The organism is Cohnella thermotolerans DSM 17683, from assembly GCF_000429825.1.
GTDB lineage: Bacteria > Bacillota > Bacilli > Paenibacillales > Paenibacillaceae > Cohnella > Cohnella thermotolerans.
Genome location: NZ_AUCP01000023.1, coordinates 26,059 through 41,458 on the forward strand (window position 1 = coordinate 26,059; position 15,400 = coordinate 41,458).

Annotated in this window: 14 protein-coding genes and 1 riboswitch; of the genes, 5 read left to right on the forward strand and 9 right to left on the reverse strand. The window is 59.6% G+C overall.

Features of this window, described 5'->3' with window-relative positions:
• Positions 1–236: 236 nt before the first annotated feature.
• On the reverse strand, positions 237–1,109 hold the full coding sequence (gene ytxC / locus G485_RS25110) for a putative sporulation protein YtxC (RefSeq protein WP_051318028.1): 873 nt from the start codon (positions 1,107–1,109) through the stop codon (positions 237–239).
• A gap of 146 nt (positions 1,110–1,255) precedes the next feature.
• Between ytxC and G485_RS25115 the strand changes: the two genes are divergently transcribed.
• Positions 1,256–2,371, forward strand: coding sequence for a GGDEF domain-containing protein (locus G485_RS25115; protein ID WP_051318029.1), 1,116 nt, complete (start codon positions 1,256–1,258; stop codon positions 2,369–2,371).
• Positions 2,372–2,388: 17 nt separating this feature from the next.
• Here G485_RS25115 and mqnC read toward each other — a convergent pair whose 3' ends face one another.
• The 5 genes from mqnC to metA all read right to left on the reverse strand — a co-directional run bounded on the left by mqnC (position 2,389) and on the right by metA (position 8,557).
• Complete coding sequence (gene mqnC / locus G485_RS0104805) at positions 2,389–3,528, reverse strand: cyclic dehypoxanthinyl futalosine synthase (protein ID WP_027091616.1); 1,140 nt, start codon at positions 3,526–3,528, stop codon at positions 2,389–2,391.
• Positions 3,529–3,621: 93 nt separating this feature from the next.
• A complete protein-coding gene (locus tag G485_RS0104810) occupies positions 3,622–4,998 on the reverse strand; it encodes an EAL domain-containing protein (protein WP_027091617.1) in 1,377 nt (458 codons plus the stop codon).
• 90 nt (positions 4,999–5,088) lie between these two features.
• Entirely contained in the window at positions 5,089–6,255 is a 1,167-nt protein-coding gene (locus G485_RS0104815; protein ID WP_027091618.1) for a trans-sulfuration enzyme family protein, read from the reverse strand.
• Positions 6,256–6,260: 5 nt separating this feature from the next.
• The gene (locus G485_RS0104820) at positions 6,261–7,421 is read right to left on the reverse strand and encodes an aminotransferase class I/II-fold pyridoxal phosphate-dependent enzyme (RefSeq protein WP_027091619.1); all 1,161 of its coding nucleotides are present in this window, start codon (positions 7,419–7,421) and stop codon (positions 6,261–6,263) included.
• 218 nt (positions 7,422–7,639) lie between these two features.
• Complete coding sequence (metA, locus tag G485_RS0104825) at positions 7,640–8,557, reverse strand: homoserine O-acetyltransferase MetA (RefSeq protein WP_027091620.1); 918 nt, start codon at positions 8,555–8,557, stop codon at positions 7,640–7,642.
• Between the two features lie 102 nt (positions 8,558–8,659).
• A riboswitch (SAM riboswitch) is annotated at positions 8,660–8,782 on the reverse strand.
• Positions 8,783–9,120: 338 nt separating this feature from the next.
• Between metA and corA the strand changes: the two genes are divergently transcribed.
• Positions 9,121–10,056, forward strand: coding sequence for a magnesium/cobalt transporter CorA (gene corA / locus G485_RS0104830; RefSeq protein ID WP_027091621.1), 936 nt, complete (start codon positions 9,121–9,123; stop codon positions 10,054–10,056).
• Between the two features lie 107 nt (positions 10,057–10,163).
• On the opposite strand, the gene G485_RS0104835 is transcribed toward corA, so the two are convergent.
• Positions 10,164–11,162, reverse strand: a complete 999-nt coding sequence (locus G485_RS0104835; RefSeq protein ID WP_027091622.1) for an HRDC domain-containing protein — start codon at positions 11,160–11,162, stop codon at positions 10,164–10,166.
• Between the two features lie 294 nt (positions 11,163–11,456).
• Between G485_RS0104835 and G485_RS0104840 the strand changes: the two genes are divergently transcribed.
• The 3 genes from G485_RS0104840 to G485_RS0104850 are packed head-to-tail and all read left to right on the forward strand — an operon-like array spanning position 11,457 to position 13,214.
• Positions 11,457–12,578 (forward strand): nitric oxide synthase oxygenase, encoded by a 1,122-nt coding sequence (locus G485_RS0104840; RefSeq protein WP_051318030.1) that lies wholly within the window; start codon positions 11,457–11,459, stop codon positions 12,576–12,578.
• A 29-nt stretch (positions 12,579–12,607) separates the two neighbouring features.
• Positions 12,608–12,904 (forward strand): DUF3055 domain-containing protein, encoded by a 297-nt coding sequence (locus G485_RS0104845; protein ID WP_027091624.1) that lies wholly within the window; start codon positions 12,608–12,610, stop codon positions 12,902–12,904.
• A gap of 52 nt (positions 12,905–12,956) precedes the next feature.
• On the forward strand, positions 12,957–13,214 hold the full coding sequence (locus G485_RS0104850; RefSeq protein ID WP_027091625.1) for a hypothetical protein: 258 nt from the start codon (positions 12,957–12,959) through the stop codon (positions 13,212–13,214).
• A gap of 65 nt (positions 13,215–13,279) precedes the next feature.
• On the opposite strand, the gene G485_RS0104855 is transcribed toward G485_RS0104850, so the two are convergent.
• A complete protein-coding gene (locus tag G485_RS0104855; protein ID WP_027091626.1) occupies positions 13,280–14,149 on the reverse strand; it encodes a 5'-3' exonuclease in 870 nt (289 codons plus the stop codon).
• A gap of 23 nt (positions 14,150–14,172) precedes the next feature.
• A complete protein-coding gene (locus G485_RS0104860; RefSeq protein WP_027091627.1) occupies positions 14,173–15,363 on the reverse strand; it encodes an aminotransferase class I/II-fold pyridoxal phosphate-dependent enzyme in 1,191 nt (396 codons plus the stop codon).
• Between the last annotated feature and the right edge of the window lie 37 nt (positions 15,364–15,400).

A 15,400-nucleotide genomic window follows, 5' to 3' on the forward strand; every position in this document is an offset into this window, starting at 1 on the left:
GAGAACGGGTTCTGCGCTGCAGCTCGAAAGGGGTCAATGCCTGTCGGTACCGGAAGGAACTTTCAGCCGGGGTTCCTCTCTCTGGGCCGTCCATAACGGGCATCGGTGGCTTTCTCATCGCTGTTACTTTATGGGGGAGCCGACGCCAAGCCTGTCGAACTCCGGGATTACTCAAGGCTAATTAACGAAATTATAACGTTTGACGCTTCGTTCCGTCAAGCCGCGGGCGCTCCGTCTCACGTCGGCATGTCCGGGCATAAGGCGGCCCGGTCTCCGAAGATGCCGAGCAGCGTGCGAATCACTTGGGCTTCGGGCTCCCGCGTATGAATGTACAGGTGCCGAGGCGAGGCCGCCAGCAGCTTGCTGACGAGCAAGCTCTCCTCCTCCTGCTCGTCCACGCTCCCCCCGGGCGTTGCGGGCAAAACCGCAAACGTCTCCGCTTCCCTGTCGAGCGGGCGCATCTTGTCGTCGAGGAGCCGGAAGGCATGTCCCCCGGAATGAAGCAAATGAACGGCCGGCACGCGAACCTCCTGCCATTCGACCATGGCTTGAAGCAGCGTGACGAATTCCTGATACTGCCGTTCCATCAGCCTTTCCTCGACGGCCGTCTCCGCCGCTTCCCGAACTTCGGCCTCGTAATCCTTTAACCTGAACCGGATGAAGCCTTCCAAATGCAAAACGGCCTTGTCCTTCAAATACGCGGCGAACGACTGTCCCCATTTGCGGATTCGCCTGCTTCGGCCCCGGCCGACCGTCTGCCCTTCGGATTCGGGCTCGCCGTCCAGCAACCCGATGGCTTCCGAGATCATCACGTCGGCTTCCACGCTGTCCGGCTTAATGCCGAGCTTCTTGTGGATGATGGCGCGAAGCAGCGCCGGCTCCCTCTCCGTCACCATGTATTCGGACAAGGCCGCGCCCGTCTTGGCGCAAAATTGCTCCCGCCCCTTCTCGATCGTAAGACAGCAGCGGATTGCGCCGTCTTCCGCCGAGAGCGCCCACGGACCTTCCCCGCCGCTTCCCTTCAATCCGGCGAACGGTTGATTCAGCATCGCCGCCAGCCGCTGCGCGGAAGCGAGATCCGTGCCCGGCATGATCGTCCATTCGTCCATCTTCACCTGATCACCTCCGGCTTCCCCTGTTCTTACTATATGGTGGCCGAAAAGGGGATATACGATCGGCGATTCGTTATGGTATATTTTATGAATGGCACGATGGAAAATTGAGGATAAGCTTCCGGAAAGGCGAGGCGTTTGCGATGAACGACAACCTCCCGACCGATTACAACCAGATCAGATGGAACCGTCTGCTCCTGTTCGCCTATTGGTTCGTGCTGCTGCTCTCCATTGCGGTGGAATTCGTCTATTTGAAAATGGAGCAGCAGGACGCCGGCCGGTTTATCGGGCTCTTTATGGTTCGTCCTTCCCTTCTGCTCGCGGCTGTCATCCTGCTGGCCGAAGCCGGCGTTCGCTTTCTCCCCAGACATCACGACTACATTCTCATTTCGGCCTCAACACTTATAGCCGTGGTGCTCATTGTTTTCAATCCGGATGAAACGTACCTCCTGTTTGCGTTTTTTTTCCCCATCATGGTGAGCACCTTTTACTTCCAGCTTCAGAAGCTGTTTTACGCTTTCGCGAACAGCTCCATTTCGTTTACGGCCCTCTGCCTGTTCGACCAAGATCTGCTGCATGCCGTCACGCCCGGGTCGATCGCGGGCTTCGTCAGCATGTTCGTTCTCTTCAGCGCCGTAGCGGCGGGGGTGTTGCTGCGCGGGCGGGAGTTGACGGCGCATCTCAGCGCCTCCTTCGAAGCGAACCGGGAGCTGCTCGTCCGAACGATTCGGATGGACAGGCTCTCCAAAACCGACGCGCTTACGGATACATACAACCATATGGCCTTTCACGAATTTCTCGACCGGCTCGTCGAGCAAGGCAATTTGAACGGAACCGGCCTGCATCTGGCTCTTCTGGACATCGATCGGTTCAAATCGGTGAACGACACTTACGGCCACCAGGCGGGCGACAACGTCATTCGCCGGATCGGCTCGATCGTCCGTTCGAAAATCGGCGCCCACGATGTCGCCGCCCGCTACGGCGGCGAAGAATTCGCGCTGCTGTTCATCGATCAGACGTTCCAGGAAGCTTACGATCGAATCGAGGAGATCCGCCAATCGGTCGAAGGCTTGCCCCATGAAGCGTTGCTCATGCAAAGCGTCACCGTTAGCGCCGGCTTGGCGACTTATACAAGCGGACAGGGGAAGGAGGCGTTTTTCCGCCAGGCCGAATGGGCGCTCGGCGAGGCCAAGCGGCAAGGCCGCAACCGGACGGTTTTCGCCTCCGCGGATAAGCAGGAACGGAGCGGCTCCGCTTGAGAGCCGCTCCGTTCCATTTAGTTCTGCATAATGAAGTCGCGCTCGACCTTCTCGTTTACATCGTCGAACACTTTCAGAATCTCGTATTGCGTGTTCCGCTGGGCGGGAATTTTCCCGGCTTCGCGAATGATTCTCAGGCACGCCTCGATATTGACCTTATGCGTCGTGCCCGCCGCGGAGACGACGTTCTCCTCCATCATCGTGCTGCCGAAGTCGTTGGCGCCGTAGGATAGCGACAGCTTGCCGATCTCGGGTCCCATCGTGACCCACGAAGACTGGAAGTTGTCGATGTTGTCGAGCGCGATCCGGCTGATGGCCAGCGTCTTCAAATACTCCTCGGGCGAAGCCTTCTCCCGCTTCAGGTTCGTGTTGTCCGGCTGGAACGTCCACGGAATGAACGCGAGGAAGCCCCGGGACGGATAACCGTTGTTCAGACATTCGTCCTGCGCGTCGCGGATGCGGAGCAGATGCAGGGCGCGCTCCTCCATCGACTCCCCGAAACCGATGACCATCGTGCCGGTCGTCGTCATCCCGACCTTGTGGGCCGTCGTCATGACGTCCATCCAATCGCGCCAGCTGCCTTTGAGGCGGCTGATTTTTTTGCGGGTGCGATCGTCCAAAATTTCGGCCCCGCCGCCCGGCAGCGAATCGAGCCCGGCTTCGTGCAGCTGGCGCACGACCTCTTCCAGCGACAAGCCGCCCGACACTTCCTGCATTTTGCGAATTTCGGCCGGCGAGAACGAATGCATCGTAATGTTCGGGAATCTGGCCTTGATTTTGCGAAGCAGATTCAAATAATACGTAAACGGCAAGTCCGGGTTCGTCCCGCCCTGCATCAAAATCTCGGTGCCGCCTACGTCGGCCGTTTCCTGGATTTTCTGCAAAATGGTCTCGTCGGGGAGCACATAGCCCTCCTTCGAGCCGGGCGCCCGATAGAACGCGCAGAAGCGGCAATAGACGTCGCAAATGTTCGTATAGTTCACGTTCCGTCCGACGACGAACGTCGTGATCGGTTCCGGATGCCGCCGCAGCATGAGCTGATTGGCCGTATCCCCGATTTTTTCGATTTCATCGCTTTCGAACAGCGCGACAATGTCCTCTTGCATCATCCGTTCGCCTTGGAGGGCTCGCTGCAAAATACGGTCCACGTTGCTCAACGCCGCACTCTCCTCTCCTTGAATCCGTGTCTTCTTGCGGCACGATCGTTTCTATCCCCTTTATCCTAGCACAAAAAGACCGCCGCAGTCACCTTAAGAGGCGACCTGATCGCGGCGGCACTGAATCCGTTCCTTCGTCTCTTGGAAAGCTTCGCGTTCTTCTTCCCGAAGAAGCACGTTCGGCTTGGCAAAATAATAGCCTTGTCCCATTCCGACGTTGAGCCGGAACAGCACGTCGGCTTCTTCCTCGCGTTCGACCCCTTCGGCGACGACCTCGCAGCTCATCTCGCGGGCCGCCGTCACGATGGCGCGGAGCAGGCTCTCCTTGACCGCGAACCGGTCGACGAACTGAATGACGGAGCGGTCGATCTTAATGAGCTCGGGAACGAGCTCGCCGATCCATTGCAGGCTGGAATAACCCGCCCCCATGTCGTCGACGGCGAAGCGGAAGCCGAACTTGCGGAACCTTTCCAGCGTCTGGACCATCGCCCGGAAATCTTCCACCTCGTGCCGCTCCGTAATTTCGAACACGATCTGGGAAGGAAATAGCGCCGGATGCCTCTCCAAACATTGCAGCACATGGGACAGAAACATCGGATGACCGAGCGTTACGGCCGTTACGTTCAGGAACACCGGTTCCCGAATGCGGCGCGAAGCGACTTCGGCCAGCGCATGCTTGACGACGAGAAATTCCAGCTTGCTGAGCTGCTTGCTCTGGTTGGCGAAGCGGAACAGTTGATCGGGCAAATGAAAGACGCTCGCGGCAGGGCCTCGAGTCAGAATTTCCCAGCCGAATATATCCCCGTTGTTCAGATTCATAATCGGCTGAGCGAGGACGGAGATGTCGCCCTTCTGCAAAATTTGGTCCAATTGGCGGCGCGCCGTAATGACTTGCGGCGTTACTTGGTTGGTCGCCAGCGCCAGGGCGAATTGATAGGCGTCCTTCAGCCGTTCCTCGGCGGTTGTTCCGCCTTCCTGATAGACGGACTTCAACGGAACGTAAGTTCCGGTAAGCTTCAGATGCAGCCAATGCTCGGGAAGAACGCCCGCCGCCCCAAGCTCGAGGGCATGACGGTAACGGTCGAGCTTCCGGTAAAGCGAAGCCGGGACGAATTCGTCCTCGGCCGGACGATCCCCGCGGATCAGGACGACGAATTCCTGCGGACCGTACTGGTCCATGCCGATCAGATCCCGCTCGTCGCCCAACTGGGAGGGCAGCTTTCGCAGCTGCCGCCGCATCCACTCCTGCAGGACGGGCAGCAGATCGTTCCGCATATCCGCATATGCGGCCGGACATTCCCAGCGGAACAGGGCCAAGTAGCATTCGTCGCCCCGCTTCATATGCTTGTCCAGCAGAGACAGCAAGGGACGCCGAAACGTAAAGTCCGGAGGAAAATATTTGAGCGAGCGGTCGGTCAAGAACAGCTTGGCCCCCAGGGCTATGCGATCAAGCAACAGTCGGACGTTCACAGTAAATCAGCCACCCTCGTCGTGGAACATTATGGATATTGTATCATGAACGTCGACGTGCTGAATAGCAAATATTGTCGGTTCGTGCAGTTAATCGTCCAGCGCTTGCTCCAGATCGCGGATCAAATCGTCGATATCCTCGAGGCCGACCGAATAGCGGACCAGGCCGTCGGTTATGCCGCGCGCGAGCCGGACGTCGCGAGGCATCGCAGCATGGGACATCATGGCCGGATACGAGAGAATGCTCTCCACCGCGCCCAGACTGACGGCGACGAGCGGCAGCTTCACGCGGCCGAGCAGCTTGCGGGCGCGCTCTCCGCTGCCCACGTCGAACGAGACGACGGCGCCGTAACCTTTCGATTGCTTCTCATGAACCTCGCGGCGGGGATGGTCGGCAAGGCCCGGGTAATAGACTTTGACGACGCCCGGGTGGCCGCTCAGCCATTCCGCCAGCTTGGCCGCGCTCCGCTCGCTTCCTTCCATGCGCACCTTGAGCGTTTTCATGCCTCTCATCAGCAGCCAGCTTTCCTGCGTGCCGAGCACCGCGCCCAGCCCGTTCTGAAGCTGCTTCACGCGGCGCCCGAGGGAATCGTCGGCCGTGACGACCAGACCCGCCAGCACGTCGCTGTGACCGCCGAGGAACTTGGTCGCGCTATGAATGACGATATCGATGCCGTGCTCGATCGGCCGCTGGTGATACGGCGTCATGAACGTATTGTCCAGCATCGTCAGCAAACCGCGCTCCTTCGCCCAGGCAGCGATCTCGGCGATGTCCGTAATTTTGAGCGTCGGATTGGAAGGCGTCTCCAGGAACACCGCTTTCGTGTTCGGCCGCAACGCGGCTTTGACCTGCTCGAAGTCGGTCATGTCCACGAACGTGGAATCGATGTTCAGCCGATTCAGCACGGTCGTCAGAAGGCGGTAAGTACCGCCATAGACGTCCTCCGTCACAATGACGTGATCGCCGGCCGACAGCAGCAGGAACGCGGTCGAGATGGCCGCCATGCCGGAAGCGAACGCGAAGCCGCGCGCGCCTCCTTCCAGCAAGGCGATGTACTGTTCGAGCGCTTCCCGCGTCGGGTTGCCGGAGCGGCTGTAATCGTGCTTCGGAGGCTGGTCCAGATCGAAATGATGGAACGTCGAAGCCTGATAAACCGGCACGCTGGAGGCGCCGGTCGCCTCGTCGATCTCCTGGCCGAAATGAATCAGCTTCGTCGCAAACTGCTTTTCCTCGTGATTCGGGTTCGTTTGGCTCATGTGATTTACCTCTCTTCGATTTCCTTCAGCGCCGCGTCGATGGCCCCGCCCAAATCGGCGATCAGATCGTCGATATGCTCGATGCCGACCGAGAAACGAAGCAGCTTGTCGTCCACGCCCACCTTGCGCCGGATCTCCTCCGGAATGTCGGCATGCGTCTGAACGGCCGGATACGTGAGCAGCGACTCGACGCCGCCGAGGCTTTCCGCGAAGGCGATCAGCTTCAGATGGCGCAGGATCGGCTCGACCGTCCGGGCGTCCTTCATTTTAAAAGAGAAAATGCCCGTGTTGCCGGAAGCTTGCTTCCGCTGAATGTCGTAACCGGGGTGATGCGGCAAGCCCGGATGGTACACCTCTTCGACGGCCGGATGGGCTTTGAGCCACTCGGCCATGCGGACGGAATTGAATTGATGCCGCTCCATGCGCAGCGCCAGCGTCTTGAGGCCCCGCATCAAAAGCCACGAATCCTGCGGCCCGAGCACCGCCCCCAGGGAATTGTGCAGGAACGCCATCTGCTCGGACAGCTCCTTGCCTTTCGTGACGATCAAGCCGGCCAGCACATCGTTATGGCCCGCCAAATATTTGGTCGCGCTGTGAATGACGATGTCGGCGCCTAATTCGAGCGGCCTCTGCAGGAACGGCGTCAGCAGCGTGTTGTCGACGATCGTCAGCAGCCCTTTGCGCTTCGCCCAGGAGGCCACCTTCTCCAGGTCGGTAATCATCATCAGCGGATTGGTCGGCGTCTCGATGAGCACCGCTTTCGTCTGGGCCGTACAGTGGGTTTCGAGCGCGTCGATATCGTTCGTGTCCACATAGGAGGCCGAGATGCCGTAGCGGGACAAAATTTTCTCCAGAAGCCGGTAGGTGCCGCCGTACAGGTCAATCGAGACGATAAGATGATCCCCTTGGCTAAACAAGGCAAAAATGGTCGTCAGCGCGGCCATTCCGGAGCTGCAGGCGAAGCCGGCGTCGCCGCTCTCCAAATCGGCCACGGCCGCTTCCAGCACCGACCGGGTCGGGCTCTTCGTTCGGGAGTAGTCGAAGCCCGTGCTCTGCCCGAGCCGGGGATGGCGGAACGCGGTGGCGTGATAGATCGGGTAGCTGACAGCTCCCGTTTGAGGATCGTTCTGGGATCCGATTTGGGCTAAACGGCTTTCAATGTTCATCGGTTCGATGGGCCTCCTGCGATCAGGTAGTGGATAACGATCGTCCGGCGATCGTTCGGTCAAGGAACAACTTGATTAGAGACTGCCATGGTCGGCTTGCAGCATGGTTAGCAGCGCTGTAACCCGCTATCTGCGGCTTACAGCGGTTTCTCTTGCCGCTTCGCAGCCAAGCTTAGGCGCCTCCCGCCTTGCTCTCGCGCGAGCGGGCGCCTCGCCCGTCAAATGCCGGCGCCAAGGTCGTAAGGCGTTTGCTGGTAGACGTAGTAGTTCAACCAGTTCGAGAACAGCAGATTGGCATGCGCCCGCCAGCTCGATACCGGAATCTTGGTCGGATCATTGCTCGGGAAATAATTGACCGGCACGTCGATCCGCAACCCTTTCGCTTTGTCCCGGTCGTACTCCCACTTCAGCGTCAGCGGATCGTATTCCGAGTGTCCGGTTACGAAGATTTGCTTGCCGTCTCTGGAAGCGGCGATATAAACGCCCGCCTCTTCCGATTCGGACCATATTTCCAGTTCCCGCACCTTCTCGATGTCTTCCCTCCGCACCTCGGTGTGGCGAGATTGCGGAACGAAAAAGATTTCGTCGAAGCCCCGGAGCAGGCTGATGTTGCGCTTCGTCACCGTATGGGGGAAAACGCCGAACAGCTTGCGTTCGAGATCGTACTTGGGCACGCCGTAATGGTGGTATAATCCTGCCTGCGCCGCCCAGCATATATGGAAGGTGGAGGTCACGTTACGAATGCTCCAATCCATGATGTCCTTCAGCTCTTCCCAGTAATTCACTTCCTCGAAAGGCAGCTGCTCGACAGGGGCGCCGGTAATGATCATGCCGTCGTAGCGCTGGTGGGCGATCTCGTCAAACGTCTTGTAAAAGGTGGCCAAATGCTCGGCGGACGTATTTTTGGAGATGTGCGTCTTCGGATGCAGCAACACGATCTCCACTTGCAGCGGCGTGTTGCCGATCAGGCGGAGCAGTTGCGTCTCCGTCGTCTCCTTCGTCGGCATCAAGTTGAGGATCGCAATCCTCAGCGGCCGAATATCCTGATGGAAGGCGACGCTCTCATCCATGACGAAAATATTTTCTCCCGCCAAAATTTCCTTAGCCGGCAGATGATCGGGCACTTTGATCGGCATTGTAGGTCTCCTCCTTCTGCAATTAAACGCCACCCGTCAAGCAGGCATAAAAAAGACCCTTCGCTTGAGAAAGGGTCGTCGTCGGAACTCGTACGCGCGCCTCTCTCATCTCTCGGAAACGCGGCAACCGCCGCGCATCCAGCAAGAATTAGCACCGTGCGTTCGCAGCGAACGCCGGTTGCCGGGCTTCATCGGGCTAGTCCCTCCGCCTGCTCTTGATAAGATGGCTAATCATATTCGATTGTCTTGTTCAAACTAAAATTAATGTACCCCAAAAACCCCTTGTCGTCAAGACGACGATCCGGCCTGAAAATATTCTTGAAAGGGGCCTGGAGGAAGATTATACTTATCACGGATTGCACACGATTTAAAAGCGGTGTCGAAAGGGGGGAGCCGGTTGTGGAAGGTGATCATCCTGGGCCGAGTCGCAGCTTGAAGAACGCATATGCAGGACGCAACAGCGCCGCAGAAGGTGATTCGCGGACCGGCTCCGCCGTCTGATCCTTTGTTCGCGTGCGGAATAACGCCCTGCATGAATAAGCATGCATAAGGAGCGGATTCCGATGAAAATCCGGTTGGTACAAAACGGCGTTTTTACACCCATCGAAGACGTTACGCAAACGCTCATTCCGCCTTCCGACGGCTTTTACTGGATCGATGCGGACAACGAAGACCTGCTCGATCTGCAGCCGCTGTTCGGCATTCACGACCTGGCCGTGGAGGACTGCCTGACGGAAGAAGAACAGCGTCCGAAGCTCGAAGTGTACGAAAACCATTATTTTATCGTCATCAACAGCATCCGGTTCGACGACGAAGAAATTTTCCTTAGAGCGCTCAACATGTTCCTCGGGCGTCATTATTTGATTACCGTCACCAAGCAGAAAATCAACGAGCTCCGCGCCATCAAGCCGATCTTGTGGAAAGAGGAAGTGAACAGCGCCGATCGGCTGCTGTACCACCTCGTCGACCTGGTCGTCGATAACTATTTCCTCGTCGGCGACCGGATCGAAGCGCGAATCGAAAGCTTGGAAGAAGACATTCTGATGCACACCAAAAAATCGCATCTGACGGAAATCATCGGCTTGCGAAGCGAAATTTTGTGGCTGAAAAAAGTGCTCGGTCCCCAGCGCGACGTCATTGCCGCCCTGAACAAGAAGGAGCTTCGCCTGTTCGACGTCCAATTGCAGAAATATTTCGGGGACATTTACGAGAACGCCGTCAAAATATACGAAACGTTCGAGACGTACCGGGACCTCATGGGGAACTTGCGAGAAGCTTATCAATCGAGCGTCGCCAACCGCGCCAACGAAATTATGCGCGTGTTCACCGCGCTCACGACCATCTTCATGCCCCTGACGTTTATTACCGGAGTATACGGGATGAACTTCGATTATATTCCCGGCATGCACGATCGTTACGGCTCGATCGTCCTGCTCGTCATTATGGCTTTCCTCGGTCTCGGCATGTTTTACTTTTTCCGCAAAAAAGATTGGCTGTAACGGGCGTGCCTGCACGGCCCGCTGCGGCGAAAACAAGGAACTCCGGCTCGGCTTCCGGCCTGGAGTTCCTTGTTTTATTGCGGCGACCTTCGTCGCCCCCGCCGGCCTTACACGGCTTGCACCCGCGCCCGGCGGAACCGGATGCGCAGCAGGCGCAGCTTCTCGTAGTGCCGCTCGGCCTCCTGGGCCGCGGCTTCGCGGGCCCCGTAGAGCCGTTGATACAACGGCTTCAAATACCGGTCGCCAAGCTCGCGAAGCGCCGCCTCGGCCTGGCTGAGCTCCTCGCCGTCCAGCTCGGCCAACTCGCGCTCCACAAGCGGCAGCACGTCGTAGCCTTCTTCGTCCAGGCGATCGATCCGTTCCGCGAGCACCCGGCGCGGAACGCCCAGCTCCTGCTCCAGTTCGGCGAGCGTTCGGCCTTGGCGAATGCCCGTCAGCAGCTTCTTCTTCTCCTGAACGGAAGCAAGATCTCTGCCGTACTTCTCCTCCCGCTGCCTGAACGTCCAGTCGGCCAGCGCCTCGCCGGAGACGGCCGCCTCCACCCAATCGAGCGGGAAGGCGTGGTCGCGGGGAAGATCGCGAAGCAAGCCGAGCAGCTCGGCGCCGTACTTCTCAACCTTCATCTTGCCGAAGCCCGGAATTTGCAGCAGCTCGGCTTCGGTTCTCGGCACGAACACCGCCAGCAGCTGAAGCTCCCGGTTCGTCGCGATCATATAAGCCGCCCGCTTCTCCTCCACCGCCTTGGCTCGCCGCCAGGAACGCAGCGGGGCCAGCGCCTCCTCCTTGTCGATCCGATCGGCGTAGCATTGCAGCAGCGCGGGCATCGGCGGCCGGCGTTCCCAGAACGGCGCTTCCTCCAGCATGCCGTCGAGCAGCGGACGGAAGCCTTCCCGCATCTTGCGCGCGACGCCGAAGCGGAACGCCGCCAACAGCTCCTCCCAGCTCATGCCCTCGTACCACGTATCCTGCTCCCTCTCTCCGGCGTCCGCCAGCACATGCCAGCCCGCCGTCCATATTCCCTGGTCCTCCCCGATGAACACCTGTCCCCGCTCCGCATCGGCCACCCCTTCCGCGCGTTCGAACCGATTCAAAAACACGATCTCCATACGACCTGTCCTCCTTCTGCGCTTCGATGGCGCAATATGATCGTTCCGGCGCGGCCGTGAACGGAAGACGCAAAAAAAGCACCCTTCCGCACAAGGCGGAGAGGTGCTTCCTCAATCCGAGCAACCCGAACTATTTAAGATAAGTCTAGCAGAATTGGCTCGCCCTGGCAATAGTTGCCCGACGCTTCTTTGTCACACGATTGTCTTTTGCGCGGCTTCTTTCAACTATGTTAATGTTATTTCAAACGCTACAGATCAACCGGAACCGCATGCCCGAGGAAGGACGAAGACAACATGACGCAGAGCGCGCAAGAACGCATTCAGGGCGCCGGACGGCTGCTTGCCGAAGCAGAAGATTTCATCCGGACCTGTTATCGGGAGCTCGGCCGAACCGAGGAGCAAGCCGAGGCGAGGCTGGCGGATATCGCCCGACAGATCGACTTGACCGGATCTTACGATCATACGTATGAGGAGCTGGCCCACGGGGCGAAAATGGCCTGGCGCAACGCGAACCGCTGCATCGGCAGGCTGTTCTGGAACCGTCTGCACGTGTTCGACGCCCGGAGCTGCGAGACGGCGGAAGACGTGTACGAAGCGCTGCTCGGGCATATCGAATATGCGACGAACGGCGGGGAGATCCGCCCGACGATTACGGTTTTCAAGCCCGCCGCTTCGGACGGAAGCGAGCCCGTACGCATCTGGAACCATCAGTTGATTCGGTACGCGGGCTACGAGACCGAGAACGGCATCGTCGGCGATCCCGCGTCGGCAAGCTTCACCCGGGCATGCATGAAGCTGGGCTGGCGGGGCGAAGGCACGCCGTTCGACGTGCTTCCGCTGGTCGTTCAGACGGGAGGCGGAAGACCGCGCTGGTTCAAGCTGCCCGAGTCGTCCGTCCTGCAGGTGCCCCTCTCCCATCCCGAGCTCGATCTGTTCCGAGGCCTCGAAGCACGCTGGTATGCCGTGCCGATTCTGTCGGACATGGCGCTGGAGATCGGAGGCATCCGTTATCCGGCCGCCCCGTTCAACGGCTGGTACATGGGAACCGAGATCGGCGCCCGCAACCTGGCCGACGAATTCCGCTACAACCTGCTGCCGGATATCGCCGCGAATATGGGGCTGGATACTGCCAGCAACGCCACCTTATGGAAAGACAAAGCGCTCGTCGAGCTGAATGTGGCGGTGCTGCATTCGTTCCGGCAAGCGGGCGTCAGCATCGTCGACCATCATACGGCGGCGCAGCAATTCAAAATGTTCCGGCGCAACGAGGAGAAGGAGGGACGGGAAGTGACGGGACGTTGGTCGTGGCTCATCCCGCCGCTCTCTCCGGCGCTGACGGACATTTTCCACAGCAGCTTCGACGACAAGGTCGTGATGCCCGGCTTTATGCATCAGGCCAAGCCTTATTCCGATTAGCCCATTTTCCCGAGGAGGCCCGTTCGCTCATGCAATTAAAAGATTTCGATTTCCTCTCCGACAGCACGGAGACGACGTCCACCCGTTTCGTCACCTTCATTACGCCCGGGCTCAGGCGGTTCGACCTGGCGGTCATGACGACCAACCGTTTCTATGGGAAAAAGCTCGTCGTCGACATGCAGTCCGGCCGGAGCGGCGTGCTCGGCGCAGACGACCTGGAGGAAGAAGGAACGCTCGAGTCGGTGTTTAAAATCGGCGAGGAAGAAGCGGCCGAGCTGGCGCAATTTCTGACGCTCGTGCTCGGCGACGCCCATTTCACGGATTAAATCGGCCGGCGGGGATATCCTAACGTGAATGCATTCGCGAGGAGGGAATCCCATGCCGTTGTTCAGGCGCAAGGCGCCCAATGCCGATCTGTCCACCGTCGAGTCGCAGCGCAACGATCTGACCGCCGAGGAGTTTCCCGACGGACCGTACGGAGCGGACATCCAATCGTCGCTCGGCAAGAGCACGCCGTGGAGGGAAGAGCAGCGTCCTCCGAACAGCTACACGTACGAGAACCGGGAGCTGCACGCCGGTCTCAACCGGGGCTATCCCGGCGACCACGAACTGCACGACGAGGCGGAGCAGCAATAAACCCGCCGCTTTCGCCTACAGCCGATCCGCCCGGATGCCGAAGCGCTGCGGGCGGCTTCTTCTCCTCAACCGATGAGCTTCAACAGCGACGTTAACCGGAACTTCTCGAGAACGGGATAAGCGGACTCCGGCGGCGCGATCCACCGGCATTCGTCCAGCTCGCAAGCAATGGGAGCGTCCAGACGGATGCGGGCCAAATCCCTCGACAGATGGAGCATGTCCAGATCGTTCTCGATCTTGGCGCGCACGCTTTTGGAGAGCGTCTCCAGGTTGTTCAGAATGCCGTCGATGCTCTCGTATTCGAGCAGCAGCTTGATCGCCGTCTTCTCGCCGATTCCTTTGACGCCCGGATAGTTGTCGCTCGTATCCCCGGTCAGCCCTTTCAATTCGACGATCTGGTGCGGAAGCAGCCCTTTCTCCTCTTTTAGAAACGCCGGATCGTAGACGCAATAGTTCGAGCGCCCCTTCTTCATGATGACGACATGAATCCGTTCCTCGACGAGCTGCAGCAAATCGTGATCCCCCGACAGTACGTACACGTGGGCTTCCTTGCACAACCGCTTCGACAACGTGCCGATGCAATCGTCCGCCTCGAATCCCGGCAAGCCCACGTTCGGAATGCCGAGCGCCGCCACAATGTCCTTCACGAGATCGAATTGCGGAATAAGATCCTCGGGCGCTTCCGGACGGTTGGCCTTGTAGCCGTCGTACAGCTCGGAGCGGAACGTCTTGCTCCCCATATCCCAGCAGCAGACGACATGCGACGGCTTGAACGTGTTCACCGCGTCGAACAAATACTGGAGAAAACCGAAGACCGCGTTCGTCGGCGTTCCGTCCGCCAATCTTCTCGGATAGGCCTGGGCGAAGTAGGCTCTGAAAAGCAAGGCCATTCCGTCCACAATCAACAGTTTCGGTTCGTTCAAAGGCACCTTCATTTCCCCTCTCCTGGACGATCCCGTCAACCGGGGACCGGTCCGTTCTCCCGAAGGAAGCGGCCGATACGCCGCGCCGCTTCGAGCAGCCGTTCCTCCGGCTCCACGACGGCTATGCGGACGTATCCTTCGCCCCGTTCCCCGAACGCGTTGCCGGGAACGACGGCCACTCCTTCGGCTTCAAGCAGCCGCCTTGCGAAGCCGCGCGACGTCCAGCCGGCGGGGACGGGCGTCCAGGCGAACATCGTCGCCCGCGGCAACGGCACGTCCCAGCCCTCCGCCCGAAGCGCGTTCACGAACAGATCGCGCCGCCGCTCGTAAATGGCGGAAGCCGGCTGCGGATTTTCGATGTCGCGTTCAAGCGCGACGGCCGCGGCTTCCTGCACGGCGAGAAACACGCCGAAATCGAGGTTTTCCTTGAGCGCGCGCAGCGTCCCCAGCACGTCCGGATTGCCGACGGCGAAGCCGATGCGGCTGCCGGCCATGTGGAACGACTTCGACATCGAATGGAATTCGACGGCGACCTCGATCGCCCCCGGAACCTCCAGCACGCTCGGCGGCCGGAAGCCGTCGAACGCCATCTCGCTGTACGCGTTGTCGTGCACGAGCAGGACGCCGCGCCGGCGCGCCACCGCCACCGCCCGCTCGAAAAACGCCCGATCCGCGACCGCCGACAGCGGATTGCTCGGATAATTGAGCAGCATGAACTTGATCTTGCTCCACGCCTCTTCCGGCACGGCGTCGAAATCGGGCAAATAGCCGTTCTCTTCGAGCAAGGGAAGCGGCACGGTCTCTACGCCGGCGACGGCAAGCCCGGCCTGATACACCGGGTAGCCGGGGTCCGGCAGCAGCGCGCTGTCGCCGGGATCGGTAACGGCAAGCGCCAGGTGGCCCAAGCCGTCCTGCGTCCCCATGAGCGACAGCACCTCACGGTTCGGATCGAGCTCGACGCCGAAGCGGCGGCGGATCCAGCGCGCCGCGGCTTCCCGGAAGCGGGGGGATCCGTGCGTGCCCGGATATTGGTAATGGCCGGGAACGAGGCACGCTTCCGAGAGCGCGGAGCGGACTTCCTCCGAAGGCGGGCAGGCCGGCGTGCCGATATCCAGCGAGATGACGTCGAGTCCCCGTTCGGCGGCCTCGTTTTTCCACGCGATAACCTCTGCGAATATCGAGGAACCGAGCCGGTCCAGCCGCCGGGATCTCCATTTCTTAACCATGAGTGCGTTCTTCCTTCCTGTCGTGCGTCTTCCCGCC

What these genes read in the sequence shown, in the direction of transcription:
- ytxC (WP_051318028.1), bottom strand. Translation starts at nt 1,109, where the DNA reads ATGGACGAATGGACGATCATGCCGGGCACGGATCTCGCTTCCGCGCAG.
- G485_RS25115 (WP_051318029.1), top strand. Translation starts at nt 1,256, where the DNA reads ATGAACGACAACCTCCCGACCGATTACAACCAGATCAGATGGAACCGT.
- G485_RS0104815 (WP_027091618.1), bottom strand. Translation starts at nt 6,255, where the DNA reads ATGAGCCAAACGAACCCGAATCACGAGGAAAAGCAGTTTGCGACGAAG.
- G485_RS0104820 (WP_027091619.1), bottom strand. Translation starts at nt 7,421, where the DNA reads ATGAACATTGAAAGCCGTTTAGCCCAAATCGGATCCCAGAACGATCCT.
- metA (WP_027091620.1), bottom strand. Translation starts at nt 8,557, where the DNA reads ATGCCGATCAAAGTGCCCGATCATCTGCCGGCTAAGGAAATTTTGGCG.
- corA (WP_027091621.1), top strand. Translation starts at nt 9,121, where the DNA reads ATGAAAATCCGGTTGGTACAAAACGGCGTTTTTACACCCATCGAAGAC.
- G485_RS0104835 (WP_027091622.1), bottom strand. Translation starts at nt 11,162, where the DNA reads ATGGAGATCGTGTTTTTGAATCGGTTCGAACGCGCGGAAGGGGTGGCC.
- G485_RS0104840 (WP_051318030.1), top strand. Translation starts at nt 11,457, where the DNA reads ATGACGCAGAGCGCGCAAGAACGCATTCAGGGCGCCGGACGGCTGCTT.
- G485_RS0104845 (WP_027091624.1), top strand. Translation starts at nt 12,608, where the DNA reads ATGCAATTAAAAGATTTCGATTTCCTCTCCGACAGCACGGAGACGACG.
- G485_RS0104850 (WP_027091625.1), top strand. Translation starts at nt 12,957, where the DNA reads ATGCCGTTGTTCAGGCGCAAGGCGCCCAATGCCGATCTGTCCACCGTC.
- G485_RS0104855 (WP_027091626.1), bottom strand. Translation starts at nt 14,149, where the DNA reads ATGAAGGTGCCTTTGAACGAACCGAAACTGTTGATTGTGGACGGAATG.
- G485_RS0104860 (WP_027091627.1), bottom strand. Translation starts at nt 15,363, where the DNA reads ATGGTTAAGAAATGGAGATCCCGGCGGCTGGACCGGCTCGGTTCCTCG.